The following is a 24574-nucleotide window of genomic DNA, read 5'->3' as shown; positions in this document are numbered from 1 at the left end:
GCACCTCGCGGGTGCCTCCATCTCCAAGGTATAGCGCCCCCGGGGGCTTGCGGCAAGGCCCCGGTCGAGCCTCACCATGGTGCGTCGTGACCACCGTCTTCGCCCTTCCCGACCGTCTGGCTGCCAAGTCCGATCCAGCGCTGATCGCCGGCGACGAACGCCACTTCGCGGCCATCGACACCTCCCTCGAGCACTCCGTCGCCGACCTCGCCGAGCGCCTCGACGCCGCCCGCAAGCAGGCCGGCGGCACCGGTCAGGCGGCCCTGGACCGCGACCAGGAGGTCCACCGGCTCACGTCCCGGCTGCGCGCCCTGCGCCGGTTCGGGCTGGACCTGTGCCTGGGGCACATGGTCGGTGAGGACGACCCCGAGCCGGTGTACGTCGGCCGCCTCGGGCTCACCGACCGGACGGGTCGCCGGCTCCTGGTCGACTGGCGGTCCCCGGCGGCCGAGCCGTTCTTCGGCGCGACCCACGCCGACCCGATGGGCCTGGTCAGCCGTCGTCGCTACCGCTGGACCCTGGGCCGGATCAGCGACTACTGGGACGAGGTGTTCTCCGCGGAGGGGATGGTGGGCCACACCGCCTCCCTCGACGACCAGTCCGCCTTCATCGCCAGCCTGGGCAGCAGCCGCTCACCGAGGATGCGCGACGTGCTGGGCACCATCCAGTCCGACCAGGACGCCGTCATCCGCGCCGGCTCCCGGGGTGCGCTCGTCGTCGACGGTGGCCCCGGGACCGGCAAGACCGTCGTGGCGCTCCACCGGTCGGCGTACCTCGTCTACTCCGACCCGCGGCTGGGCCACCACCGGGGCGGGGTCCTCTTCGTCGGTCCCCACCAGCCCTACCTCGCCTACGTCTCGGACGTGCTGCCCAGCCTGGGTGAGGAAGGCGTGCAGACCTGCACCCTGCGCGACCTCGTCCCCGAAGGAGCGGCGGCGGGCGAGGAGGACGACCCGGACGTGGCGCGGCTCAAGGCGTCCGCGGCGATGGTGAGCGCGATCGAGCCGGCCGTCCGCCTCTACGAGGAACCGCCCACCGAGGGCATGGAGGTCGAGACACCGTGGGCCGACCTGTGGCTCAGCGCCCGCGACTGGGCCGAGGCCTTCGAGTCGCCCGATCCCGGCACCCCGCACAACCTGGCCCGCGACCAGGTCTGGGAGGAGCTCGTCACCATCCTGCTCGACAAGGTCGACGACGAGGAGGTGCCCGACTCTCTGTTGCGCAAGGCGCTCGCCCAGAACGAGGCGCTCGCCGACACCTTCCGCCGCTCGTGGCCGCTCATCGAGGCGACCGACCTCGTGGGAGACCTGTGGGACGTGCCGGCGTACCTGCGCCGGTGCGCCCCCTGGCTGGCGCCCGAGGACGTGCGGCGGCTGCAGCGAGCCGACCCGCAGGCGTGGACGGTCTCGGACCTGCCGCTCCTCGACGCTGCCCGGTTGCGGCTGGGGGACCCGGGCGCCTCGCGACGGGAACGTCGACGCGCCGCGGCGCTCGCGGCGCAGCGGGAGGAGATGTCCCGGGTGGTGGACCACCTGGTCGCGACCGACAACTCCGAGATGCAGGTGATGTCGATGCTCCGTGTCTCCGACGCCCAGAGCATCATCATCGACGAGAGCACCCTCGAGGCGGCCGACCCGGACCTGCTGGCCGGTCCGTTCGCCCACGTCGTGGTGGACGAGGCGCAGGAGCTGACCGACGCCGAGTGGCAGATGCTGCTCCGTCGCTGCCCCACCCGCAGCCTCACGATCGTCGGTGACCGCGCCCAGGCTCGCCACGGCTTCACCGAGTCGTGGGAGGAACGCCTGGCGCGGATCGGGCTCGACCGGGTCACCGTCGCGACGCTCCGGATCAACTACCGGACGCCGGAGGAGGTGATGGCCGAGGCCGAGCCGGTGATCCGGGCCGCGCTCCCGGACGTCAACGTGCCGACGTCCGTCCGCAGCACCGGCGTCCCCGTGCACCACGGTCCGGTGACCGACCTGCCCGAGGTCCTCGACGCGTGGCTCGAGGAGCACGACGACGGGATCGCCTGCGTCATCGGCGTGGGGGAGCCCGGCGGGACATCGCTCCCGGAGAGCGCTCGCGTGCGGTGGCTGACGCCCGAGCTGGCGAAGGGCCTGGAGTTCGACCTCGTCGTCCTGCTCGACCCGGACACGTTCGGCTCCGGTGTCGAGGGAGCCGTCGACCGGTACGTCGCGATGACGCGCGCCACCCAGCGCCTGGTGGTCCTCACCGGTGCTCGCGGGTGACCTGGGGTCAGGCGGCGCGCCGGGCGATCGGGTTGCCGCACCGGGGGCAGTGCCGGCCCGAGCAGGTTTCCAGCGGCTGGCCGCACGGGCAGGTGTCGAGGGTTCGCGACTCGGTCGCGTCGGCGAGGTGCAGCGTGGCCCAGGCGTGTCGTTCACCGGTCATCGTCGTCACCTTCCTCCGGTAGTCGTTCGGTGCGCCGGGCCCAGAGGATTGGACCCGCTGCGTGGGGCAGACTCATCGGCGTGAGCCAGCCCGACGCCCGCCCGGTCGCCGATGCGCTCGTCATGGTCGACGTCCAGCGCGGGCTCGTCTCCGGGCCGCACGCTGTCGGGGGCGCCGAGCCCTTCCTCGACCGTGTCTCCGCGGTGCTGCGCGCCGCCAGGGCCGCCGGCGCGACGGTCGTCCACCTGCAGGACGAAGGCACCGACGAGGGTTCCCTGATCCCGAGGGGGTCGGTCGGCTGGGAGCTGGCCCTGCCGGTGCGCCAGGACGAGGTGGTGGTGCAGAAGGCCCGCGACGACGGCTTCGACAGCACCGACCTCGAGGCGACCCTCCGACGAGCGGGCGCGACCCGGCTGTGCCTGGTCGGGATCCAGTCGGAGATGTGTGTCGCGGGCACGGCTCGCGGGGCCCTGGCCCGCGGCTACACCGTCGTGCTGCCGCGCGACACGCACACGACGTACGACGTCCCCGCCGACGGCGCCGCTCCGGCGGTGCCGGCGCGCCTCGTGGCCCGGGTCGCCGAGTGGTCGTTGGGTGACGGCGTGGTGGCACCGGACCGGGCCTCGGAGGTGGAGTTCGTCGGGGCACAGGGCTGATCCGGGCGACGTCTCGGGGGGCGCGGTGGGTTGCGCTGGGTCATTGGGTCCGGACGTGTGGGCGTCTGGTCCCAGCGCGCCGCTCGCGAAACTCGATCGACCGGCCACGCACCGCGACCTAGGATGGACCCACCATGTGGATCCCTGCCTGACCCGACTCGCGTCCGCGGCCCCGCCCGGCGAGTCCCGTCCAGACCTCCGGACAGGCCCTCCCATGACCGCACCCCTGCAGCCCCTCGTCGTCTCCGACCTCACCGTCGGCTTCCGTGACCGCACCGTCCTGCGCGGCGTCGACCTGCTCGCCCAGCCCGGGCGGCGGATCGGCCTCGTGGGGGAGAACGGCGTCGGCAAGTCCACCCTGCTCCGCGCCGTGGCCGGGCGACTCCCGTCGCGGGCGGTCGTCACCGGGACGATCGAGGCACCGGCAGACCTCGTGCACCTCGGGCAGGAGCCCCCGTTCCCGGACGGGGCGACCGTGGCGGAGGTCCTGGAGGCGACCCTCCGGCCGCTGAGGCAGGCGGTGCGCGACGTGGAGGAGCTCGCGGCACGACTCCCCGGTGCCGAGGAGGCGTACGCCGCCCGGCTCGACTGGGCGCTGGCCCAGGACGCCTGGGACGCCGACCGGCGCGCCGAGGTGGCCGCCCACCGGCTCGGCCTCGAACGGATCGACCCCGGTCGCCGGGTGGGCACGCTGTCAGGAGGACAGCGGACACGGCTCGCGCTGGCCACGATGATGACGACCCGGCCGACCTGCCTGCTGCTCGACGAGCCCACCAACCACCTCGACGACGAGGCGATCGACCTGCTCTCCGGCTTCCTGCGCGACCTGCCCGGTGTGGTGCTCCTCGCAAGCCACGACCGGGTGCTGCTCGACGACGTCGCGACCGACCTCGTCGACCTCGACCCGACCGTCGACACGGCGGACGGCCGGGGGAGTCGCAGGTTCGGCGGCGGGTGGAGCGCGTACGAGGCTCACCGGCGGGAGGCCCGACGGCGGTGGGAGGAGACCTGGGAGGCGCAGCAGGAGGAGCTCGGCCGGCTCCGCGCCGCCACCCGCATCGGCGCCGGGGCGATCGCCCACGGCCGGGGACCACGCGACAACGACAAGTTCGTCCACGCCTTCAAGGGAGCGCGCGTCGACCAGGCGCTGGCCCGTCGGAAGAAGCAGGCTCACCGCCAGCTCGAGGTCGCCGAGCGGGAGCAGGTGCGCAAGCCGCCCGTACCCCTCCGGCTCCGGACACCGCTGACCGGGTCAGGAGCGACCGGGCGGATCGCCCTGGTCCGCGACCTCCACGTGGCCGGCCGGCTTCACTTGGACCGGCTCGACCTCGCCGCCGGTGAGCACCTGCTGGTCACCGGTGCCAACGGTGCGGGCAAGTCCACCCTGCTCGGCGTGCTCGCCGGGCGGCTGGCCCCCACGACGGGCACCGTGCAGGTGGCAGCACGTCGGGTGGCCGAGCTCGCCCAGGACGTGTCCTTCGCCGACCCGCGCCTCGGAGCCGAGCGGACCTACCGGCGGGAGGCGGGTGACGAGGTCGCGGACCTCGCGCCGCTGCAGTCGCTCGGGCTGCTGCATCCCCGCGACCTGGGGCGACCCGTCGGACTGCTCTCGGTCGGCCAGCGACGCCGGCTGGCGCTGGCGGTCGCGGTCGCCGCGGCGCCGGACCTGCTGCTGCTCGACGAGCCGACCAACCACGTCTCCCTGGCGCTGGCCGGGGAGCTGGAGGAGGCCCTGGCGGCCAGCCCCGGGGCGGTCGTCGTGGCCACCCACGACCGGTGGCTGCGCCGCCGCTGGGACGGGGGAGTGGTCCCGCTCAGCCCCGCGAGTGCACCCTGACGTCGTTGCGCGCACCGCGGTCGCGGACCTCGGTCACGCCGACCCTCACCCGCACCTGGTTGCGGTCACCGGTCACGGCGACCTCCTCGAGCCGGCGGAAGGAGGCGACCGTGCGGTCGCCGGCGAGCTCGGCCCGGAAGCCCGTGCCCGCGCGGACCGTGTGGCCGGAACCCTCGACCCGGAGGATGCTGACCTGGTCGGCGCGCAACGTGGCTCCGGAGCGGCCCAGGCGGGCCGACTCGACGAGGCCGTCGACGTCGACGACCGAGCGGGGGGACGCGAGGCGCAGCCGCTGGACCGACACCGGGCGCACGTCGTGACCGCGGCCGCGGACCACGAGCTCGGCGACGGGCTTGGCCACGATCGTGTTGCCGCGGCCGGCGACCACCAGACGTACGGCGGTCGGCATCGACACCGTGGCGTCGTCGGCGGTGACGCGCACCAGCCCGCAGTTCCCGTCGAGGTCGTAGGTCACGTCGTCCCACGCGAGCGTGACCGGGCCGCTGGAGCAGTCGACAGGGATCGCGAGGGTCGCGCGGGCCGGGACGACCGCGGTCGTGGTCGCGGCGAGCAGTCCGGCGGCGACGGCGGCCAGCACGGCGGTGGTGAGGCGGGCGGACGGGCGGAGCGGGCGGGGCACGGAGCACCTCCGGATCGATGGCGTACTGACGGTACGTACTGTCAGTATGCCGAGATCGTGCCCGGCTGTCGTGCTCCGGCGCGGTGACCTCACCCACACCCGGGTGGCTCGCCGGAGGTCAGGCCTCGGTGGCCTCGGTCAGCGGCGCAGCGTCCTCGCCGCCGAGCAACAACGCGTACGTGATCCCGGCGACGGCCCCACCGATCAGGGGAGCCAGCCAGAACGCCCACAGCTGCAGGATCGGGTCAGGACCGGCGAAGAGGGCGGGGCCGGTGGACCGGGCCGGGTTCACCGAGGTGTTGCTCACCGGGATGCTGATCAGGTGGATCAGGGTGAGCCCCAGGCCGATCGCGATCGGGGCGAAGCCCTTGGGAGCACGGGTGTCGGTGGCGCCCAAGATGATGTAGAGGAAGAACGCGGTGAGCAGGACCTCGATGACCAGCACCGACAGGAGCGAGTAGCCGCCCGGCGAGCGGTCGCCGTAGCCGTTGGTGGCGAAGCCCGACTCCTCGGCGCTGAAGCCGGCCACCCCGTCGGCGACCACCCACAGCACCGCGGCCGCGGCGACGGCCGCGGCCACCTGCGTGATCACGTAGGACGGCACGTCCTTCCAGGCGAAGCGGCGCGCCGCGGCGAGCCCGACGGTGACCGCCGGGTTGAAGTGCCCGCCGCTGACGTGGCCGACGGCGTAGGCCATCGTCAGCACCGTGAGGCCGAAGGCGATCGCCACGCCGAGGTACCCGACGCCGACGTCCGGCACCCCGGCAGCCAGGACCGCGGTGCCACACCCCCCGAAGACCAGCCAGAACGTGCCGAGGAACTCGGCTCCCAGTCGCTGCGTCACCGTGTGTTCCCGCATGACACGTCTCCCCTGTGCGTGAGGCGATCCCTGCGGTCATCGTCCTCCTCGAGCCGTGCGGAGGGAAGAGGCACGACCGCTGTCCGCGGGGCCGCCCCTCTGGCAGACTCGTCTCACGTATCCCAGACCGGAGGTGGCGCCATGCGCACCCGTTTCCTCCTCGGCACCGCGCTCACGGCGCTCCTCTTCCCGATGCTGGCCGCCTGTGGCGGCGACAGCGCCGACGACTCCGGCGGCGACGAGCCTGCCGCGTCGGGCGAGGGCGTGTGTGCGGGCGAGACCACCGACCTCCTCGCCGAGATCTGCGAGGAGGGGGTGCTCACGGTCTCCACGGACCCGGCGTACCCGCCGCAGTCCCGGCTGAACGAGCAGACAGGTGACTACGAGGGCTTCGACATCGACGTCGCCACCGAGATCGCCAGCCGGCTCGGCGTCGAGGTCGCGTGGGAGACCCCCGCGTGGGACGTGATCACCGCCGGCAGCTGGAACGGTCGCTGGGACACGACGGTGGGCTCGATGACGCCCACCAACGACCGGCAGGAGGTGCTCTTCTTCACCGAGCCCTACAACTACGTCCCTGCCGTGGTCGTGGTCGGGGCCGACAACGACGACGTCTCCGACATCAGCACCGACCTCGACGGCGCGGCCATCGGGGTCTGCACCGGGTGCACCTACGACCAGTTCCTCAACAAGGAGCTCGACATCGAGGGCTACACCTTCGACTTCGTCATCGACGACGCCGAGGTCTCCGGCTACGACACCGACACCACCGCGCTGCAGGACCTCGCCAACGGTCGGCTCGACGCGGTGATCACCTCGGTCACGACCGCGCAGGGCTACATCGACGAGGGGAACCCCGTGAAGATCGTGGGGGAGCCGGTCTTCAACGAACCCCTCGCGGTGGGCTTCGACCGGAGCGCCGACCCGTCCTCGGAGAGCCTCTACGAGGCGGTCGACGGGATCGTCGCCGAGATGCACGAGGACGGCACCCTCTCCGCCCTGGCGGAGGAGTGGTACGGCCTCGACACCACCAAGCAGGAGTGACGACGCGCATCGTGGACGGGGGGAAGGGGCGCGACGAGGCGCCATGAGCGACGTCTGGGAACGGGTGCAGCTCGCGTCCGCACGGGTGCCCTTCCGGGTGAAGACCGGCGCCGTCTGGGTCGTGCTCTTCGCGCTGCTGGGCTTCTTCGGCAACGCCGCCGGCTTCGACGTGCAGTGGATCCGCGACAACATCCGCTACATCCTCGGCGGGCTGCCCTACACGGCCGCCATCGCCGTGGGCGGCATCGCGCTCGCGATCGTGATGGCGCTGCTCGGCGCCCTGGCGCGGCTCTCGCGCAACCCGGTCCCGTTCGCCGTCGCCGGGTTCTACGTCTCGTTCTTCCGGGGCACGCCGCTGATCGTGCAGATGTTCCTGATCTACCTGGCGCTGCCCCCGGTCGGGCAGAACCTCGCCGAGAAGTACACCTGGCTGCCCGAGGGCTTCGACCAGGCGCTGATCCTCGAGGCCGCGACCGCCGGCACCATCGCCCTCGGCCTCAACTACGGCGCCTACATGACCGAGATCTTCCGGGCCGGCATCCAGTCGGTCGCGGGCGGCCAGGGCGAGGCCGCCGACGCGCTCGGGATGACGTACGGCCAGAAGATGCGCAAGGTGGTGCTGCCGCAGGCGTTCCGGGTGATCATCCCGCCGACCGGCAACGAGTTCATCGCGATGATGAAGGACACCGCCCTGGTGTCGTTCCTCGGGGTGACCGCGGCCAGCGCCGAGATCTTCCGCCGCTCCCAGCTGGTCGGCAAGGCGGACTTCAAGAACCTCGAGGCCTACATCGCCGTCGCCCTCGTCTACTGGGGCCTCACCGTGCTGTTCACGTTCTTCCAGACCCGGCTCGAGGCTCGCGTGGGCCGGGGCTACGACCGTGCCCACGTGGCGCGGGCGATGCAGGCGGCCGGCGAGCACGGCCAGCCGCACGGCGGCGGAGTGCCGGGATGAGCGACCGCGACGTCGTGGTCCGGCTGGACGGCCTGCACAAGAGCTTCGGGCGGCTGGAGGTCGTCCGTGGCGTGGACATGGAGGTGCACCGCGGCGAGGTGGTCGTGGTCTTCGGACGCTCGGGGTCCGGCAAGTCCACGGTGCTGCGCTGCGTGAACTTCATCGACGACCCCAGCGCGGGATCCGTCGAGGTCGCCGGCATCCGGCTGGAGGGCGGGCACCGGACCCGGCGCAAGCGCGAGCAGATCCGCCAGCTCCGGCTGCACGTCGGGATGGTCTTCCAGCAGTTCAACCTGTTCCCGAACATGACGGTCCTCGACAACGTCACCTGCGCACCGCGCTGCGCCGGACGCGGCACCGGTGACGAGATCGTCGAGCGGGCCCGGGACCTGCTCGACCGGGTCGGCCTGTCCGACAAGGCGGAGGAGCACCCGATCCGGCTCTCCGGCGGCCAGCAGCAGCGGGTGGCGATCGCGCGGGCGCTGGCCATGGAGCCCGACGTGATGCTGTTCGACGAGCCGACCTCGGCCCTCGACCCCGAGCTCACCGGCGAGGTGCTGGCGGTGATGAAGTCGCTCGCCACCGAGATGCGGATGACGATGATCGTGGTGACCCACGAGATGGGCTTCGCCCGCGAGGTCGCGGACCGGATGGCGTTCTTCCACGAGGGCCGGATCCTCGAGCAGGGCCCGCCCGACCAGCTGATCACCTCGCCGGCCCACCCGGAGACGCGCGCCTTCCTGGACGCGGTGCTCTGACCACGTGGCGGGTGACCGGTGGGGCGGGCCGGTGCGCTGATAGGGTCGGCCACGCTCGACATCCTTTAACGATCCGTCCCGTGAGGCGGAGAAGGAGGTACGACGCGTGTCCCTGTCTGCACCCAGTGCACAGCACGCTCCCACGCCGGCCCTGCTGGTCCTCGAGGACGGCCGCACCTTCCGCGGCGAGTCCTACGGCGCTCCCGGGGAGACCTTCGGCGAAGCGGTCTTCTCCACCGGCATGACCGGCTACCAGGAGACGCTCACCGACCCCAGCTACCACCGCCAGGTGGTCGTGATGACGGCTCCCCACGTCGGCAACACTGGAATGAACGACGAGGACATGGAGTCCTCGCGGATCTGGGTGAGCGGGTACGTCGTCCGCGACCCCGCCCGGATCCCCTCCAGCTGGCGTTCCCGCCGCACCCTCGACGACGCGCTGCGTGAGCAGGGCGTGGTCGGCATCGCGGGGGTCGACACCCGCGCGCTCACCCGTCACCTCCGGGAACGGGGCGCGATGCGGGTCGGGATCTCCACCACCGAGTCCGACCCCGAGGCCCTCCTGGCACGGGTCCGCGGATCCGGCGAGATGGCGGGTGCCAACCTCTCCGAGGCGGTCTCGACGGGGGAGGCGTACGTCGTCCCCGCTGTGGGCGAGAAGCGGTTCACCGTCGCCGCGGTCGACCTCGGCATCAAGGCCAACACCCCGCGGATGATGGCCGAGCGCGGCATCGAGGTGCACGTGCTGCCTGCGACGGCCACGCTCGAGCACGTGCAGGCGATCTCGCCCGACGGGCTGTTCTTCTCCAACGGCCCGGGCGACCCGGCTGCGACGACCGCGCAGGTCGAGCTGCTGCAGGGGGCGCTCGCGGCCGGCATCCCGTACTTCGGGATCTGCTTCGGCAACCAGCTCTTCGGCCGTGCGCTCGGCTTCGGCACCTACAAGCTGAAGTACGGCCACCGCGGGATCAACCAGCCGGTGATGGACCGCACCACCGGCAAGGTCGAGGTGACCGCCCACAACCACGGCTTCGCGGTGGACGCCCCGCTCGAGGGCAGCACCGCGACGCCCCACGGCGTGGCGACCGTCAGCCACGTCTGCCTCAACGACGACGTCGTCGAGGGGCTCGAGCTGCGTGACGAGGCCGGCGCGCTGCGCGCCTTCTCCGTCCAGTACCACCCGGAGGCCGCGGCCGGACCGCACGATGCCGCCTACCTCTTCGACCGGTTCACCGACCTGATGGAGGCCGCCCGATGACGCAACGGTTGAGATGGGCCGCTGCAACCGTCGAGGTGGGCTTGCGCAACGTCTTGGGCGTTGCAGGGGCCCATCTCAACGTCCCGGTCTCCCGGAGCAGGGCGCGTCAGGGAAGGAGCGTGGCTGATGCCGCGGCGGGATGACATCCAGTCCGTGCTGGTGATCGGGTCCGGCCCGATCGTGATCGGGCAGGCCTGCGAGTTCGACTACTCCGGCACCCAGGCCTGCCGCGTGCTGCGCGCGGAGGGGCTGCGGGTCGTGCTGGTCAACTCCAACCCGGCCACGATCATGACCGACCCGGAGTTCGCCGACGCGACGTACGTCGAGCCGATCACCCCCGAGTTCGTCGAGAAGGTGATCGAGAAGGAGCGACCCGACGCGCTGCTCGCCACGCTGGGCGGGCAGACCGCCCTCAACACCGCCATCGCCCTCGACGAGAGCGGCGTGCTGGAGAAGTACGGCGTGGAGCTGATCGGCGCCTCGATCGAGGCGATCAACCGCGGCGAGAACCGCGAGTCGTTCAAGCGCATCGTGGAGAAGCTCGGTGGCGAGGTGGCGACGTCGGTCATCTGCCACACCATGGAGGACCTGCTCGCCGGTGCCGACCAGCTCGGCTACCCGCTGGTGGTCCGGCCCTCGTTCACGATGGGCGGCTCCGGCTCCGGCATGGCCTACGACGAGACCGACCTGCGCCGCATCGGCGGCGGCGGGCTCGCGGCCTCGCCGACCAGCGAGGTGCTCCTCGAGGAGTCGATCCTCGGCTGGAAGGAGTACGAGCTCGAGGTGATGCGCGACCGCGCCGACAACGTCGTGATCGTCTGCTCGATCGAGAACGTCGACCCCATGGGCGTCCACACCGGCGACTCGATCACGGTCGCGCCCGCGATGACGCTCACCGACCGCGAGTACCAGCACCTGCGCGACCTCTCGATCGGCATCATCCGCGAGGTCGGCGTCGACACCGGTGGCTGCAACATCCAGTTCGCCGTGAACCCCGAGGACGGCCGGGTGGTCGTCATCGAGATGAACCCGCGGGTCTCGCGCTCCAGCGCCCTGGCCTCCAAGGCGACCGGCTTCCCGATCGCCAAGATCGCGGCGAAGGTCGCCATCGGCTACACCCTCGACGAGATCCCCAACGACATCACCCGGGAGACGCCGGCGAGCTTCGAGCCCGCCCTGGACTACGTCGTGGTCAAGGTGCCGCGGTTCGCCTTCGAGAAGTTCCCCGGCGCCGACCCGACGCTGACCACCCACATGAAGTCGGTGGGCGAGGCGATGGCGATCGGGCGCAACTTCACCGAGGCGCTGCAGAAGGCGCTGCGCAGCCTGGAGAGCACGGACGCGCCCTTCGACTGGAGCCACCGTCACGTCGACCTCGACAAGCAGCGGCTGCTGGCGGAGGCGGCCACGCCCCACGACGGCCGGCTGCGGGTCGTCATGGACGCGATCCGGGCCGAGGCGACCCCCGACGAGGTGCACGCCGCCACCGGGATCGATCCGTGGTTCGTCGACCAGCTGTGCCTCCTGAACGAGGTCGCGCAGGCGCTGATCAACGCTCCCGAGCTGACGCCGGACCTGCTGCGCCTGGCCAAGCGGCACGGGTTCTCCGACCCGCAGCTGGGGCGGATCCGTGACATGAGCGAGGCGGTCGTCCGAGGCGTACGCCACGCGCTCGGCATCCGGCCGGTCTACAAGACCGTCGACACCTGTGCTGCGGAGTTCGCTGCCCAGACGCCGTACCACTACAGCTCCTACGACGAGGAGACCGAGGTCGAGCCGCGGGACCGGGCGGCCGTCGTGATCCTCGGGTCGGGGCCGAACCGGATCGGCCAGGGCATCGAGTTCGACTACTCGTGCGTCCACGCCTCGCTGGCGCTGAGCGAGGCCGGCTACGAGACGGTCATGGTCAACTGCAACCCCGAGACGGTCTCGACCGACTACGACACCTCCGACCGGCTCTACTTCGAGCCGCTCACCCTGGAGGACGTGCTCGAGGTCGTGCACGCCGAGCGGGCCGCCGGCCCGATCGCCGGCGTGATCTGCCAGCTGGGCGGCCAGACCCCGCTGGGGCTGGCGCAGGGGCTGGCCGACGCCGGTGTGCCCATCGTCGGGACCACGCCGGAGGCGATCCACCTCGCCGAGGAGCGTGGCGCCTTCGGCCGGGTGCTCGCCGAGGCCGGGCTCCCGGCGCCCAAGCACGGCATGGCCGCCTCCTTCGAGGAGGCCCAGGGGATCGCCCACGAGGTGGGCTACCCCGTGCTCGTCCGCCCGTCGTACGTCCTGGGCGGCCGCGGGATGGAGATCGTCTACGACGACGGCGCACTCGAGTCCTACATCGGTCGCGCGACCGCGATCAGCCCGGAGCGGCCGGTGCTGGTCGACCGGTTCATCGACGACGCGGTCGAGATCGACGTGGATGCGTTGTACGACGGCCACGAGCTCTACCTCGGGGGCGTCATGGAGCACATCGAGGAGGCCGGTATCCACTCGGGCGACTCCTCGTGTGCGCTGCCGCCGATCACGCTCGGCGCGACCGAGATCCGCCGGATCCGCGAGGCGACCGAGGCGATCGCGCGCGGCGTGGGCGTACGGGGACTGATCAACATCCAGTTCGCGCTCGGCTCCGACGTGCTCTACGTCCTCGAGGCCAACCCGCGCGCCTCGCGCACCGTGCCGTTCGTCTCCAAGGCCACCGCGGTGCCGCTGGCCAAGGCGGCGGCCCGGGTGATGCTGGGCGAGTCGATCGCCTCGTTGCGCAGCGCGGGCGTGCTGGCCGCCGAGGGGGACGGTGGCGACCTGCCGCCCGACGCCCCGATCGCGGTCAAGGAGGCGGTGATGCCCTTCAACCGCTTCAAGACGCCCGACGGTCAGACCGTCGACACGGTGCTCGGCCCCGAGATGCGCTCCACGGGCGAGGTGATGGGCTTCGACCGCATCTTCGGCCGCGCCTTCGCCAAGTCGCAGGCGGCGGCCTATGGTCCGCTGCCCACGAGCGGCCGGATGTTCGCGAGCATGGCCAACCGCGACAAGCGGACCATGATCTTCCCGATCAAGCGGCTCGCCGACCTCGGTTTCGAGGTGCTGGCGACCCAGGGGACGGCCGAGGTGCTGCGGCGCAACGGCATCGACGCCCGGGTCGTTCGCAAGCACTTCGAGGGAACCGGTCCGGCGGGCGAGCCGACCACCGTGCAGCTGATCGCGGACGGCGAGATCGACCTCATCGTCAACACCCCGGCCGGCACGGGCACCGGAGGGTCGGCGCGGACCGACGGCTACGAGATCCGGACTGCCGCCGTGCTGGCCAACGTCCCCTGCATCACGACCGTGCAGGGCCTCGGCGCGGCGGTGCAGGGCATCGAGGCCATGCGCGCCGGCCAGATCGGGGTGCGCTCGCTCCAGGACTGGGCACGCCTCGGTGGCTGAGCTGGTCCAGGTCCGCGTGCCGTGCGCTGGACCGGTGGTCGAGGTGCGAGCCGCGCCGGTGGTCGAGGTGCGAGCGCAGCGAGCCTCGAGACCCCTGCACCCGTGCCGGGCGTTGACCACGGTGGTCCGGGCACGGCCCCCGGTTACGGGGTCTCGAGGCTCAGGCCCGCGGGGCCTTCGCACCTCGACCTCCGGGCGGGGCCTGAGTACCTCGACCTCCGGCGGTGGCACCAGATGACGGCGTACGACCTGCTCTTCCGGCACGCACTGACCCGGATCGACCCCGAGCGCGCCCACCACCTCGGGTTCGCGGGCGTCCGCGCCGCACGGCCGGTGCTCGGGCGGTTGTCCCGGCCCGGGCGGCCGGTCACCGCGATGGGGATCACCTTCCCCAACGCGCTCGGGCTGGCGGCCGGCTTCGACAAGAACGCCGTCGGGATCGACGGCCTGGCCGCGCTCGGCTTCGGCCACGTCGAGGTCGGGACCGTCACCGGCCGACCCCAGCCGGGCAACCCGAAGCCGCGGCTCTTCCGCCTCCCCGACGACCACGCGGTCGTCAACCGGATGGGCTTCAACAACGACGGCGCCGCCGTGGTCTCGCAGCGGCTGGCCGCCTGGCGCAGCGGCGACCGGCCCCGGCCGGTGCTGGGGGTGAACATCGGCAAGACCAAGCTCGTGCCCGACGACGACCAGGCGGCGGTCGAGGCCGACCACGTCACGAGCGCCACGCTGCTGGCGCCGTACGCCGACTACCTCGTCGTCAACGTCTCCTCGCCCAACACCCCGGGGCTGCGCGACCTGCAGTCCGTCGAGCGGCTCGGGCCGCTGCTCGACGCCGTGCGTGCGGCCGCGGACCGGTCGACACCCGAGCGCCGGGTCCCGCTGCTGGTCAAGATCGCGCCCGACCTGGCCGACGACGACGTGCTGGCGGTGGCCGACCTCGCCCTCGACCGCGGCCTGGACGGCGTGATCGCGACCAACACCACGATCTCCCGGGACGGACTCCGCAGCGACCCGGCGGCGGTGGCCGCGATCGGCGCCGGCGGGCTGTCGGGTCGGCCGCTGCGAGAGCGGGCCACCGAGGTGGTCCGGATGCTGCGGGAGCGGGTCGGCCCCGACCTCACCCTGATCGGGGTCGGCGGACTCACCACCGTCGAGGACGCCAGGGCCAGGCTCGACGCCGGCGCCACGCTGTTGCAGGCGTACACCGCCTTCGTCTACGAGGGCCCTCTCTGGCCGCGCCGGATCCTGCGGGGCCTGCCGTGAGCGCACCGGCCCCCGAACGGACGCCCCTGCACGTGACGGGCGAGCTGCTCGCGAGCCGCCGCATCGGCGCCCACCACCACCTGACCCTGGTCGCGCCCGGGATCGCCGAGCGGTTCCGCCCGGGGACCTTCGTGGCCCTCGACACCGGACCCGAGCGGCTGGCCCGACGCGCGTTCTGGATCCACAAGGTCAAGACCACCGGCGGCTACGGCGCCACCCTCGAGCTGGTCGTGGAGGCGCGCGGGGCCGGCACCGAGTGGCTGGTCTCCCAGCCGGCCGGCACCCGGCTCGCCGTCACCGGGCCGCTCGGCCGGGCGTTCTCGCTGCCCCGGGAGACCGTGCCCTGCCTGCTCGTGGGGGAGGGCTACGCCGCGGCTCCGCTGTTCCCGCTCGCCGAACGGCTGCGCGAGCGCGACTGCGCGGTGAGCCTCCTGGTCGCGGGGGAGGACGAGGCCCACCTGCTCTCGGCGCTGGAGGCCCGCCGCTCGGCCCGGTCGGTGACGGTGGTGACCCGGGACGGCACGGTCGGCCAGCGGGGCAGCGTCGCCGACGTGGTCGACGAGGTGCTGCAGCGCTCGGGTGCTGCGGTCGTCTACGCCGCCGGCAGCACCCCGACCCTCCACGCCGTGGCGCAGGCGGCCGAGCGAGCCGGCGCGTGGAGCCAGGTGGCGTTGGAGCAGCCGCTCACGTGCGCGACCGGCCTGTGCGGCGGCTGCCCGGTGCCGGTCGTGGGCGAGAGCGGCTCGGCGAGGCTGGTGCGAGCCTGCGCCGACGGCCCCGTGCTGCGCGGTGACCGGGTCCTCTGGGACCAGCTGGCGGGTGCCTCGTGACCCTCGCCCTGACCAGCCCCGTCATGGTCGCCTCCGGCTGCGGCGGGACCGGCCGCGAGCTGGCGGCGTACGGCGCCCTCGCCGACCTGGGCGGCTTCGTCACCCGGTCGATCACGATCGCGCCCCGCGCGGGCGGCCCCGCACCGCGGATCCTGGAGACCCCGTCCGGGCTGGTCCACGCCGTGGGCCTGCAGAACCCCGGCATCGACCAGTTCCTCGCCCTCGAGCTCCCGTGGCTGCTCCAGGAGGGCGCGCGCGTCTTCGTCTCGGTCGTCGGCCGGTCGCTCGGTGAGTACGGCGAGCTCGCCCGCCGGCTCGGGCGGACCCCCGGCATCGCCGGCGTCGAGGTCAACCTCTCCGCGCCCGACGTCGAGGACGGCAGCGTGTTCGACGCGCGCGAGCCCTTCCACGCGGCCTCGGTCGTGGCCGCCGTCCACCGAGACCTGCCGCGCGGCACCCCGGTCCTGGCCAAGCTGCGCACCGACGTGCTGCGCGTCGCCGAGGTGGCTCGGGCGGTGCTCGACGCCGGCGCCGACGCGGTGGTCGTCGGCAATGCGCTCCCCGCGGCGATGCCAGACGGACGGCCGGCGGGGCTGAGCGGGCCCGCGACCGGGCCGCTGGCGCTGCGTTGCCTGACCGAGGTCGTGGCTGCCGCTCCGGGGGCGACCGTGGTCGCCAGCGGTGGGATCGCCACCGTCGACGACGTCCGTAGCGCGCTGCGCAACGGCGCGACCGCTGTCCAGGTCGGCACCGCCCTGCTCCACGACCCCACGACCGCCCACCGGCTGCACGCCGGGATCGGAGAGGATGAGGCATGACCAGCGAGACCTTCGGGGCCCGCGTCCACCACGCCCTGGCCACCCGCGGCCAGTTCTGCGTCGGCATCGACCCCCACGCCGGGCTTCTCGCCCAGTGGGGGCTCCCTGACGACGTGTCCGGCCTGGAGCGGTTCGCGATGACGGTGGTCGAGGCGGTGGCGCCCAGCGCGTCGGTCGTCAAGCCGCAGTCGGCGTTCTACGAGCGCTTCGGCAGCCGCGGCGTCGCCGTCCTCGAGCGGGTCATCGCCGAGTCCCGTGCGGCAGGCGCCCTGGTCCTCCTCGACGTGAAGCGCGGCGACATCGGGTCCACCACCCAGGCGTACGCCGACGCCTACCTCGACCCCGCCTCGCCGCTCGCCGCCGACGCGATCACCGCCAGCCCCTACCTCGGTTTCGGCTCCCTCGACCCGATGGTCGACACGGCCCGCCGCCACGGCGCCGGCGTCTTCGTGCTCGCGCTGACCTCCAACAAGGAGGGGCCGGAGGTGCAGCACGCGCGTGCCGACGACGGCGGGACGGTCGCCGGAGGGGTGCTGCGCCGGCTGGGCGAGCTCAATGCCGGGGCCGAGCCGCTCGGCAGCTTCGGCGCCGTCGTCGGCGCGACCATTGGGGAGACCGACGAGTCCTTCGCCATCAACGGCCCGCTGCTCGCACCCGGCTTCGGCGCCCAGGGCGGCACCCCGGCCGACCTGCGCCGGATCTTCGGGAGCGCGGCCGGCGCGGTGCTGGCCAGCTCCTCCCGGGAGGTGCTGCGGCTCGGTCCGGAACCGCAGGCGATGACCGACGCCGTACGCCGCGGCAACGACGAGCTCGCCGAGGCGCTCGCGTGAGGCGTGCCGCCTGGGCAGCGGCGGCGTTGCTGCTGCCGCTCGGCGCGGCGTGCAGCAGCGACCAGGAGGTCTACTGCGAGGCGGTGCGCGACCAGCAGACCCGGCTCAGCGACATCCTGGCCGGGGGAGAGCCCGACGCCCTGCTGCGGGCGCTGCCGGCCTACCGCCAGCTGCAGCAGGCGGCCGTGTCCGACATCCGCGACGACTGGGCGGTCGTCGTGGACGCCCTGGAGGACCTCGACCAGGCGCTCACCGACGCCGGCGTCGACCCTGCGACGTACGACCCGGCGAAGCCGCCGGCAGGGGTCACGGAGGAGCAGCGGGCCGCGATCGAGCGTGCCGCGGCGGGCCTGCTCGACCCGCGCACCGAGGAGGCCTTCGCCGCCGTCGACCAGCAGGCCAGGGACGTCTGCGGCACTCCCCTGAACCAGTGAGGGAGAGCACCACCGCGACGCGCCCGCCCGATTGCCGCGGGACTCGCTCCGTGACTAGATTGGGCCGCTGACCGCCGACGTCCCTTCCAAAGGAACAACTGACCCGTGGCACTGCCTCCCCTCACACCCGAACAGCGTGCCGCGGCGCTCGAGAAGGCTGCGGCCTCCCGGCGGGAACGAGCCGAGGTGAAGAACCGCCTCAAGCACTCCGGAGCCTCGATCGCGGACGTGCTCAGCGAGGGCGAGCACAACGAGGTCATCGGCAAGATGCGGGTCCTCGACCTGCTGCAGGCGATGCCCGGCCTCGGCAAGGTGCGGGCCCGGCAGCTGATGGAGCGGCTCGGGATCGCGGAGAGCCGCCGGGTGCGCGGACTGGGGGCCAAGCAGGTGGCCGCGCTGCACCGGGAGTTCACCCCGCGGGAGTCCGACGGACGTGAGTGAGTCCGGCCGGCGACCGTCGCGGCTGGTCGTGCTCGCCGGGCCCACCGCGGTCGGCAAGGGCACCGTCGCCGCCGCGGTCCGCGAGCAGCACCCCGAGGTCTGGATCTCGGTCTCGGCGACCACCCGCCCGGCGCGTCCGGGTGAGGTCGACGGCGTCCACTACCGGTTCGTCTCCGACGCCGATTTCGACCGGATGGTCGGTGAGGGCGCGCTCCTCGAGTGGGCCACCGTCCACCAGGTCGCCCGCTACGGCACGCCGCGACGGCCCGTCGAGGAGGCGCTGGCCGAAGGACGCCCGGCGCTGCTCGAGATCGACCTCCAGGGCGCCCGGCAGGTCCGCGCGACCATGCCCGAGGCGCTCTTCGTGTTCCTGAAGCCGCCGTCCTGGGAGGAGCTGGTCCGCCGGCTGACCGGCCGGGGCACCGAGAGCGCCGAGGACCAGGCGCGGCGGCTCGTGACCGCGCGCGAGGAGCTGGCGGCCGAGCCGGAGTTCGACGTGACGATCGTCAACCACGAAGTTCACGCTGCTGCGGAGGAGTTGGTAGCCTTGATGACAACTCATCGGGAGCGCGACCGCTCCTGATCCCTCAACCGATCCAGCGAGGCTTCCGCGTGTCTGCACCCAACATCGCCGCCGAGGGCGTCACCAACCCCCCGATCGACGAGCTGCTCACCAAGACCGACAGCAAGTACAAGCTGGTCCTCTACAGCGCCAAGCGTGCCCGCCAGATCAACGCCTACTACTCGCAGCTCGGCGAGGGCCTGCTGGAGTACGTCGGCCCGCTCGTGGACACCCACGTGCAGGAGAAGCCGCTCTCGATCGCGCTGCGCGAGATCAACGACGACCTGCTGACCTGCGAGGACGTCGACCCCGCCGAGCTGGCCGCCGAGGAGGAGGCCCGCAAGCAGGCGTCGCTGGAGGCCTCCTTCACCCCGGGCACCACCACCGCCGAGTAGTCCCGTGGCCTCGGTCGTCCTCGGTGTGGGCGGCGGTATCGCCGCCTACAAGGCCTGCGAGCTGCTGCGGCTGTTCACCGAGTCCGGGCACGACGTGACGGTGGTGCCGACCGAGGCCGCCCTGCAGTTCGTCGGCGGCGCCACCTGGTCGGCGCTCTCGGGGAAGCCGGTCCACACCGGCGTCTGGGACGACGTCCACGAGGTGCCCCACGTCCGGATCGGGCAGTCTGCCGACCTCGTCGTCGTCGCCCCGGCGACGGCCGACCTGATGGCGAGGGCCGCCCACGGCCTCGCCGACGACCTGCTCACCAACACGCTGCTCACGGCCCGGTGCCCGGTCGTCCTCGCGCCGGCGATGCACACCGAGATGTGGGAGCACCCCGCCACCACCGCCAACGTCGCCACGCTGCGCGAGCGCGGCACCCTCGTGATCGAGCCCGCCGAGGGCCGGTTGACCGGCGCCGACACCGGCAAGGGCCGCCTCCCAGAGCCGGACGAGATCTTCGAGACCTGCCTGGAGGTGCTGGCGCGGGGCGCCCTGCGCCCTGATCTCGTGGGCCGCCACGTCGTCGTGTCGGCCGGCGGCACCCGTGAGCCGCTCGACCCGGTCCGCTACCTGGGCAACCGCTCCTCGGGTCGGCAGGGGTACGCGCTGGCGCGCGCTGCGGTCGCCCGCGGCGCCGAGGTCACGCTGGTCAGCGCCAACGTCGAGCTGCCCGACCCCGCCGGCGTCAAGGTCGTCCGCGTGGAGACCACCGGCCAGCTGCGCGACGCCGTGGTCGGCGCCGCTGCGGCGGCCGACGCGGTCGTGATGGCAGCAGCGCCCGCCGACTTCCGCCCGGTGGCGGTGAGCGAGGCCAAGATCAAGAAGGCCGGTGACGGCTCCGCCCCGGCGATCGAGCTCGAGCAGAACCCCGACGTCCTCGCCGAGATCTCCCACGACCGGCCGCGTCCCGGTGCCGTGGTGGTCGGCTTCGCGGCCGAGACCGGCGACGACACCGGGTCGGTGCTCGACCTCGCCCGCGCCAAGCTGGCGCGCAAGGGGTGCGACCTGCTCGTGGTCAACGACGTCAGCGGCGGCGCGGTGTTCGGAAGCGCCGACAACCAGGCGGTGATCCTCGGGGCCGACGGTGCCGAGGTCGACGTACCCCGGGGGAGCAAGACGGCCCTCGCCCACGTGGTCTGGGACGAGGTCCTGCGACGATTCGGCGGCTGAGACCGGCGTCTTGCATGCTGGTCGCCCGATAGGGTGGACCTCACCTGTCGTGGACCAGAGAGCGAGTTCGACTGTGCCTGGACGTCTCTTCACCTCGGAGTCGGTGACCGAGGGTCACCCGGACAAGATCGCTGACCGGATCAGCGACACCGTCCTGGACTACCTGATGGAGCACGACGCCGACCGCGAGAACCTGCGGACCGCCGTCGAGACGCTCCTCACGACCGGTCTGGTCGTGGTCGCCGGGGAGGTCCGGACCAACGCGTACGCGCCCGTCGCGGAGCTGGTGCGCGCGGCCATCCTCGAGATCGGCTACGACTCCTCCGAGAAGGGCTTCGACGGCACCAGCTGCGGCGTCCAGGTCGCGATCGGCGCCCAGAGCATCGACATCGCCGCCGGCGTCGACGCCGGCCACGAGTCGCGCGTCGGGTCCTCCGAGGACGAGCTCGACCGCCGCGGAGCCGGCGACCAGGGCCTGATGTTCGGCTACGCCAGTGACGACACCCCCGAGCTGATGCCGCTGCCGATCATGATCGCCCAGCGGCTCGCGCAGCGGCTGACCGAGGTCCGCAAGGACGGCACGCTCGACTACCTCCGCCCCGACGGCAAGACCCAGGTGACCATCGAGTACGACGCCGAGGACCGCCCCGTCCGCGTCGACACCGTCGTGCTCTCCACCCAGCACGCCGAGGAGATCGACCACCCCACGCTCGAGGGCGACATCAAGAAGCACGTGATCGACGCCGTGCTCGAGGGCTTCGACATCCCCTCCGCCGACTACCGGCTGCTGGTCAACCCCACCGGCAAGTTCGTGGTCGGCGGCCCGATGGGTGACGCCGGCCTGACCGGCCGCAAGATCATCGTGGACACGTACGGCGGCATGGCCCGCCACGGCGGCGGCGCCTTCTCGGGCAAGGACCCGTCCAAGGTCGACCGCTCCGCGGCCTACGCCATGCGGTGGGTGGCCAAGAACGTCGTCGCCGCCGGGCTCGCCCGCCGGTGCGAGGCCCAGGTCGCGTACGCGATCGGCAAGGCAGCCCCCGTGGGCGTCTTCATCCAGACCTTCGGCACCGGCGTGGTGTCCGACGAGGAGATCCAGCGCGCGGTCCTCGAGGTCTTCGACCTGCGCCCCGCCGCGATCATCCGCGACCTCGACCTGCTGCGGCCGATCTATGCGCAGACCTCGGCGTACGGCCACTTCGGCCGTGAGATCCCGGACTTCACCTGGGAGCAGACCGGCCGCGCGGACGCGCTGCGGGCGGCGGTCGGGGTCTGAGGGTCGGCTGTCGGTTGGGGACGTGGTTTCCCCGGCCGGCCGGGGAAACCCCGGGTTCGTCACGGAGACAACCGTGACGAACCCAGGGACTCGCCCACCAGGTCCGGTCCGTCACCGCCCGCTGGTAGACAACAGCCATGCCCAGCCCCGAGGGAGAGTCCGACATGCTGCCCGGCCTCCGGGCGACGGTCGCGGACTCCCGGGCCAAGGCGGCGGCCACCCGCAAGCGACGGGCGGCGGAGGTCGAGGCCGCCGAGCGTGACCCGGTCGCGCGGGTCCTCGTCGACCTTCCCCTGGCCCACCTCGACCGCCCCTTCGACTACCTCGTCCCCGCCAAGGACGCGGAGTCGGCGGTGCCGGGGGTCCGCGTCAAGGTGCGCTTCGCCGGCCAGGACGTCGACGCGTACGTCGTCGAGCGCGCCGCCGAGTCCGACCACCCGGGTCGGCTCGCCCCGTTGCGCCGGGTGGTCAGCCCGGAGCCGGTGCTGGCCCCCGAGGTGGTCGCCCTCACCGGCGCCGTCGCCGAGCGGTACGCCGGGTCGCGGGCCGACGTGCTCCGGCTGGCCGTGCCGCCCCGTCACGCCACCACCGAGGCGAAGCCGTCGGCGCCGGCCCCCGAGACCGCGTCCGCGGCCACCCGGGAGGCCTGGACCGGCCACGAGCCGGCTGCCGCGTTCCTGGCCCACCTGACCGACGGCGGCTCCCCGCGGGCGGTCTGGTCGGCCGCCCCCGCCACCGACTGGGCCGCCGCGCTGGCCGAGGCCGCCGCCGCGACGTACGCCTCGGGCCGTGGGTCGCTCCTGGTCGTGCCCGACCGGCGTGACGTCGACCGGGTCGATGCTGCCCTGACCCAGGTGCTCGGCGAGGGGCACCACGTCGTGCTCACCGCCGATGCCGGCCCGGCCGCCCGCTACCGCGACTTCCTGGCCGTCTCCCGGGGCGCCCGCCGGATCGTCCTCGGGACCCGCGCGGCTGCGTTCGCGCCCGTCCGCGACCTCGGGCTAGTGGCGATCTGGGACGACGGCGACGACCTCCACGCCGAGCCCCGCGCCCCCTACCCCCACGCTCGTGAGGTGCTGCTGCTGCGTGCCGACCTCCAAGGGTGCGGGGTGCTGGTGGGCGGCTTCGCACGCACGGTCGAGGCCCAGCAGCTGCTCCGGACCGGCTGGGCCCGTGAGATCACCTCCCCGCGGGAGGTGCTCCGAGCGCGGGCCCGGGTGTCCGTCGTCGAGGCGGGGGAGCGGGAGCACGGCGCCCGCGTCCCGCGCGCCGCCTACGACGTGCTGCGCTCGGCGACCGCCGAGGGCCCGGTCCTCGTCCAGTCGCCGCGTGCGGGCTACCTCCCCAGCCTGGCCTGCGAGCGGTGCCGGACCCCCGCGCGCTGCGCCGCCTGCACCGGCCCGCTGCAGCTCTCGGGCCCCACCGACCCGCCCCGCTGCCGCTGGTGCGGCCAGCAGGCGCGCGACTGGGCCTGCGGGGAGTGCGGTCACCGGGGGCTGCGTGCTCCGGTCCTCGGCGGAGCCCGTACCGCCGAGGAGCTCGGCCGCTCGTTCCCGGGGCTCCCGGTGCTGGTCTCCGGCGGCGACCAGGTCCGCGCGACGGTGCCCGACCGGCCCGCCCTCGTCGTGGCCACGCCCGGGGCCGAGCCCCTCGCCGCGGTCGGCTACGCCGCGGTGGTGCTGCTCGACTGCTGGCTGCCCCTCGCCCGCGCCGAGCTGCGGACCGATGAGGAGGCGTTGCGCCGGTGGGCCAACGCGGCCGGGCTGGTGCGGCCCGGGGGACACGTGGTCGCCGTCGGGCCGGCCGAGCACCCCGCCCTCCAGGCACTGGTCCGCTGGGACCCCGCGGGCTTCGCCGAGCGGGAGGCGGCCCAGCGCTCCGAGGCGCACCTGCCGCCGGCGTCCCGGATGGCCACGATCATCGGCACGCCGGGGGCGGTCGACGACATGCTGACGCTCTTCTCGGGCCCGGAGGGGACCGAGGTCCTCGGGCCCGTCCCCGTCGGAGACGACGAGGACGAGGTCCGCGCGGTGGTCCGGGTGCCGCGCCGACTCGGCGCTGCCCTGTCGGGCGCGCTCGGCGAGGTGCAGCGGCTCCGCTCGGCCCGCAAGCTCGAGGCGGTCCGGGTGCAGGTCGACCCTTTCTCCCTGTGACCCCGGCGCAGGTCGCCCAGGCTGCCGCCATGTTCGGGATCGGGGGCGTCGAGCTCGTCGTCGCGGGGGCGGTCGTCGTGGCGGCGATCCTGGTGCTGCGCTTCGCGCGTCCAGGTCAGTGGGTCAGGGTCGACGAGGTCCACCACGTCGCCGTGGAACCCACGGCCCTCGAGATCCCGCTCGCCCGCCTGCTCAGCGACCTGCCGTCGACCGAGCTCCACGCCGGTGGCCCCGCGACCTGGACCCTCTCGGTCCGTCGCGCGCAGCCTTGGACCCTCGTCCCGGCCGTGCTGCTGTTCCGGCTCGGCCTGCTGTTCCTGCTCTTCCGGGAGCACGCCGCCGTGCTGGCGGTCCTGCGGTCCGCGCCGGGCGGCTCCGAGGTGCACCTCCTCGGCACCACACGGGTGGCCGTCCGCACCACCCTCCAACGGGCACTCGCCGAGCTGCCGGCCGCCGCGGCCACGCGTCCGGACGCCACCACCACCTCGTGAGCCGCCCTCACTAGACTCGCCCG

23 protein-coding genes are annotated in these 24574 nt (G+C 73.3%); 20 read left to right on the top strand and 3 right to left on the bottom strand.

Annotation, left to right across the window (positions count from 1 at the left end; genetic code table 11):
- Window positions 1-86 precede the first annotated feature (86 nt).
- Entirely contained in the window at window positions 87-2249 is a 2163-nt protein-coding gene (gene helR / locus EXE57_RS03020) for an RNA polymerase recycling motor ATPase HelR (RefSeq protein ID WP_208542948.1), read from the top strand.
- 7 nt (window positions 2250-2256) lie between these two features.
- On the opposite strand, the gene EXE57_RS19585 is transcribed toward helR, so the two are convergent.
- Window positions 2257-2421: a hypothetical protein gene (locus tag EXE57_RS19585; RefSeq protein ID WP_167305798.1), complete on the bottom strand. Its 165-nt coding sequence runs from the start codon at window positions 2419-2421 to the stop codon at window positions 2257-2259.
- A gap of 71 nt (window positions 2422-2492) precedes the next feature.
- Here EXE57_RS19585 and EXE57_RS03015 point away from each other — a divergent pair, with 71 nt between their 5' ends.
- Together EXE57_RS03015 and EXE57_RS03010 are read left to right on the top strand one after the other, a co-directional pair.
- Window positions 2493-3068, top strand: a complete 576-nt coding sequence (locus EXE57_RS03015) for an isochorismatase family protein (protein WP_208542947.1) — start codon at window positions 2493-2495, stop codon at window positions 3066-3068.
- 214 nt (window positions 3069-3282) lie between these two features.
- Window positions 3283-4905: an ATP-binding cassette domain-containing protein gene (locus EXE57_RS03010; RefSeq protein ID WP_135073881.1), complete on the top strand. Its 1623-nt coding sequence runs from the start codon at window positions 3283-3285 to the stop codon at window positions 4903-4905.
- Here the strand turns inward: EXE57_RS03010 and EXE57_RS03005 are convergent.
- Both EXE57_RS03005 and aqpZ read right to left on the bottom strand, forming a co-directional pair.
- Window positions 4883-5545 (bottom strand): hypothetical protein, encoded by a 663-nt coding sequence (locus EXE57_RS03005; protein ID WP_135073879.1) that lies wholly within the window; start codon window positions 5543-5545, stop codon window positions 4883-4885. The genes EXE57_RS03010 and EXE57_RS03005 overlap by 23 nt on opposite strands.
- A 118-nt stretch (window positions 5546-5663) precedes the next feature.
- On the bottom strand, window positions 5664-6389 hold the full coding sequence (gene aqpZ, locus EXE57_RS03000; protein WP_244246967.1) for an aquaporin Z: 726 nt from the start codon (window positions 6387-6389) through the stop codon (window positions 5664-5666).
- A 156-nt stretch (window positions 6390-6545) separates the two neighbouring features.
- Between aqpZ and EXE57_RS02995 the strand changes: the two genes are divergently transcribed.
- The 17 genes from EXE57_RS02995 to EXE57_RS02915 all read left to right on the top strand — a co-directional run bounded on the left by EXE57_RS02995 (window position 6546) and on the right by EXE57_RS02915 (window position 24551).
- A complete protein-coding gene (locus EXE57_RS02995) occupies window positions 6546-7448 on the top strand; it encodes a transporter substrate-binding domain-containing protein (protein WP_135073875.1) in 903 nt (300 codons plus the stop codon).
- A gap of 43 nt (window positions 7449-7491) precedes the next feature.
- Window positions 7492-8400, top strand: a complete 909-nt coding sequence (locus tag EXE57_RS02990) for an amino acid ABC transporter permease (RefSeq protein WP_135073873.1) — start codon at window positions 7492-7494, stop codon at window positions 8398-8400.
- On the top strand, window positions 8397-9158 hold the full coding sequence (locus EXE57_RS02985; RefSeq protein WP_135073871.1) for an amino acid ABC transporter ATP-binding protein: 762 nt from the start codon (window positions 8397-8399) through the stop codon (window positions 9156-9158). The genes EXE57_RS02990 and EXE57_RS02985 overlap by 4 nt, the downstream gene beginning before the upstream one ends.
- Window positions 9159-9264: 106 nt before the next feature.
- Window positions 9265-10416: a glutamine-hydrolyzing carbamoyl-phosphate synthase small subunit gene (gene carA / locus EXE57_RS02980; protein WP_244246966.1), complete on the top strand. Its 1152-nt coding sequence runs from the start codon at window positions 9265-9267 to the stop codon at window positions 10414-10416.
- Between the two features lie 126 nt (window positions 10417-10542).
- Window positions 10543-13839, top strand: a complete 3297-nt coding sequence (gene carB / locus EXE57_RS02975; protein WP_135073869.1) for a carbamoyl-phosphate synthase large subunit — start codon at window positions 10543-10545, stop codon at window positions 13837-13839.
- 234 nt (window positions 13840-14073) lie between these two features.
- Window positions 14074-15105, top strand: coding sequence for a quinone-dependent dihydroorotate dehydrogenase (locus EXE57_RS02970; RefSeq protein WP_135073867.1), 1032 nt, complete (start codon window positions 14074-14076; stop codon window positions 15103-15105).
- The gene (locus EXE57_RS02965) at window positions 15102-15935 is read left to right on the top strand and encodes an iron-sulfur cluster-binding protein (protein ID WP_167305797.1); all 834 of its coding nucleotides are present in this window, start codon (window positions 15102-15104) and stop codon (window positions 15933-15935) included. The genes EXE57_RS02970 and EXE57_RS02965 overlap by 4 nt, the downstream gene beginning before the upstream one ends.
- The gene (locus EXE57_RS02960; protein WP_135073865.1) at window positions 15932-16753 is read left to right on the top strand and encodes a nitronate monooxygenase; all 822 of its coding nucleotides are present in this window, start codon (window positions 15932-15934) and stop codon (window positions 16751-16753) included. Before EXE57_RS02965 ends, EXE57_RS02960 begins: the two co-directional genes overlap by 4 nt.
- Entirely contained in the window at window positions 16750-17583 is an 834-nt protein-coding gene (gene pyrF / locus EXE57_RS02955) for an orotidine-5'-phosphate decarboxylase (protein ID WP_135073863.1), read from the top strand. Before EXE57_RS02960 ends, pyrF begins: the two co-directional genes overlap by 4 nt.
- The gene (locus EXE57_RS02950) at window positions 17580-18017 is read left to right on the top strand and encodes a hypothetical protein (RefSeq protein ID WP_135073861.1); all 438 of its coding nucleotides are present in this window, start codon (window positions 17580-17582) and stop codon (window positions 18015-18017) included. The genes pyrF and EXE57_RS02950 overlap by 4 nt, the downstream gene beginning before the upstream one ends.
- A gap of 105 nt (window positions 18018-18122) precedes the next feature.
- Complete coding sequence (gene mihF, locus EXE57_RS02945) at window positions 18123-18458, top strand: integration host factor, actinobacterial type (protein WP_135073859.1); 336 nt, start codon at window positions 18123-18125, stop codon at window positions 18456-18458.
- Complete coding sequence (gene gmk, locus EXE57_RS02940) at window positions 18451-19041, top strand: guanylate kinase (RefSeq protein ID WP_135073857.1); 591 nt, start codon at window positions 18451-18453, stop codon at window positions 19039-19041. Before mihF ends, gmk begins: the two co-directional genes overlap by 8 nt.
- 29 nt (window positions 19042-19070) lie before the next feature.
- Window positions 19071-19415: a DNA-directed RNA polymerase subunit omega gene (gene rpoZ / locus EXE57_RS02935; protein ID WP_135073856.1), complete on the top strand. Its 345-nt coding sequence runs from the start codon at window positions 19071-19073 to the stop codon at window positions 19413-19415.
- A 4-nt stretch (window positions 19416-19419) separates the two neighbouring features.
- Window positions 19420-20631 (top strand): bifunctional phosphopantothenoylcysteine decarboxylase/phosphopantothenate--cysteine ligase CoaBC, encoded by a 1212-nt coding sequence (coaBC, locus tag EXE57_RS02930; RefSeq protein WP_135073853.1) that lies wholly within the window; start codon window positions 19420-19422, stop codon window positions 20629-20631.
- Between the two features lie 73 nt (window positions 20632-20704).
- Entirely contained in the window at window positions 20705-21907 is a 1203-nt protein-coding gene (gene metK / locus EXE57_RS02925) for a methionine adenosyltransferase (RefSeq protein WP_135073851.1), read from the top strand.
- A 137-nt stretch (window positions 21908-22044) separates the two neighbouring features.
- Window positions 22045-24060, top strand: a complete 2016-nt coding sequence (locus EXE57_RS02920; RefSeq protein WP_135073849.1) for a primosomal protein N' — start codon at window positions 22045-22047, stop codon at window positions 24058-24060.
- Complete coding sequence (locus EXE57_RS02915) at window positions 24057-24551, top strand: hypothetical protein (RefSeq protein WP_167305796.1); 495 nt, start codon at window positions 24057-24059, stop codon at window positions 24549-24551. The genes EXE57_RS02920 and EXE57_RS02915 overlap by 4 nt, the downstream gene beginning before the upstream one ends.
- Window positions 24552-24574: the final 23 nt, after the last annotated feature.

This window comes from Nocardioides euryhalodurans, from assembly GCF_004564375.1.
Taxonomy (GTDB): domain Bacteria; phylum Actinomycetota; class Actinomycetes; order Propionibacteriales; family Nocardioidaceae; genus Nocardioides; species Nocardioides euryhalodurans.
This window is presented reverse-complemented; position numbering and strand designations above follow the sequence as displayed.

Coding starts and splice junctions, on each gene's coding strand:
- EXE57_RS02995 (WP_135073875.1), top strand. CDS start 6,546: ATGCGCACCCGTTTCCTCCTCGGCACCGCGCTCACGGCGCTCCTCTTC.
- EXE57_RS03010 (WP_135073881.1), top strand. CDS start 3,283: ATGACCGCACCCCTGCAGCCCCTCGTCGTCTCCGACCTCACCGTCGGC.
- EXE57_RS02970 (WP_135073867.1), top strand. CDS start 14,074: ATGACGGCGTACGACCTGCTCTTCCGGCACGCACTGACCCGGATCGAC.
- carB (WP_135073869.1), top strand. CDS start 10,543: ATGCCGCGGCGGGATGACATCCAGTCCGTGCTGGTGATCGGGTCCGGC.
- EXE57_RS02990 (WP_135073873.1), top strand. CDS start 7,492: ATGAGCGACGTCTGGGAACGGGTGCAGCTCGCGTCCGCACGGGTGCCC.
- pyrF (WP_135073863.1), top strand. CDS start 16,750: ATGACCAGCGAGACCTTCGGGGCCCGCGTCCACCACGCCCTGGCCACC.
- EXE57_RS02920 (WP_135073849.1), top strand. CDS start 22,045: ATGCCCAGCCCCGAGGGAGAGTCCGACATGCTGCCCGGCCTCCGGGCG.
- EXE57_RS02985 (WP_135073871.1), top strand. CDS start 8,397: ATGAGCGACCGCGACGTCGTGGTCCGGCTGGACGGCCTGCACAAGAGC.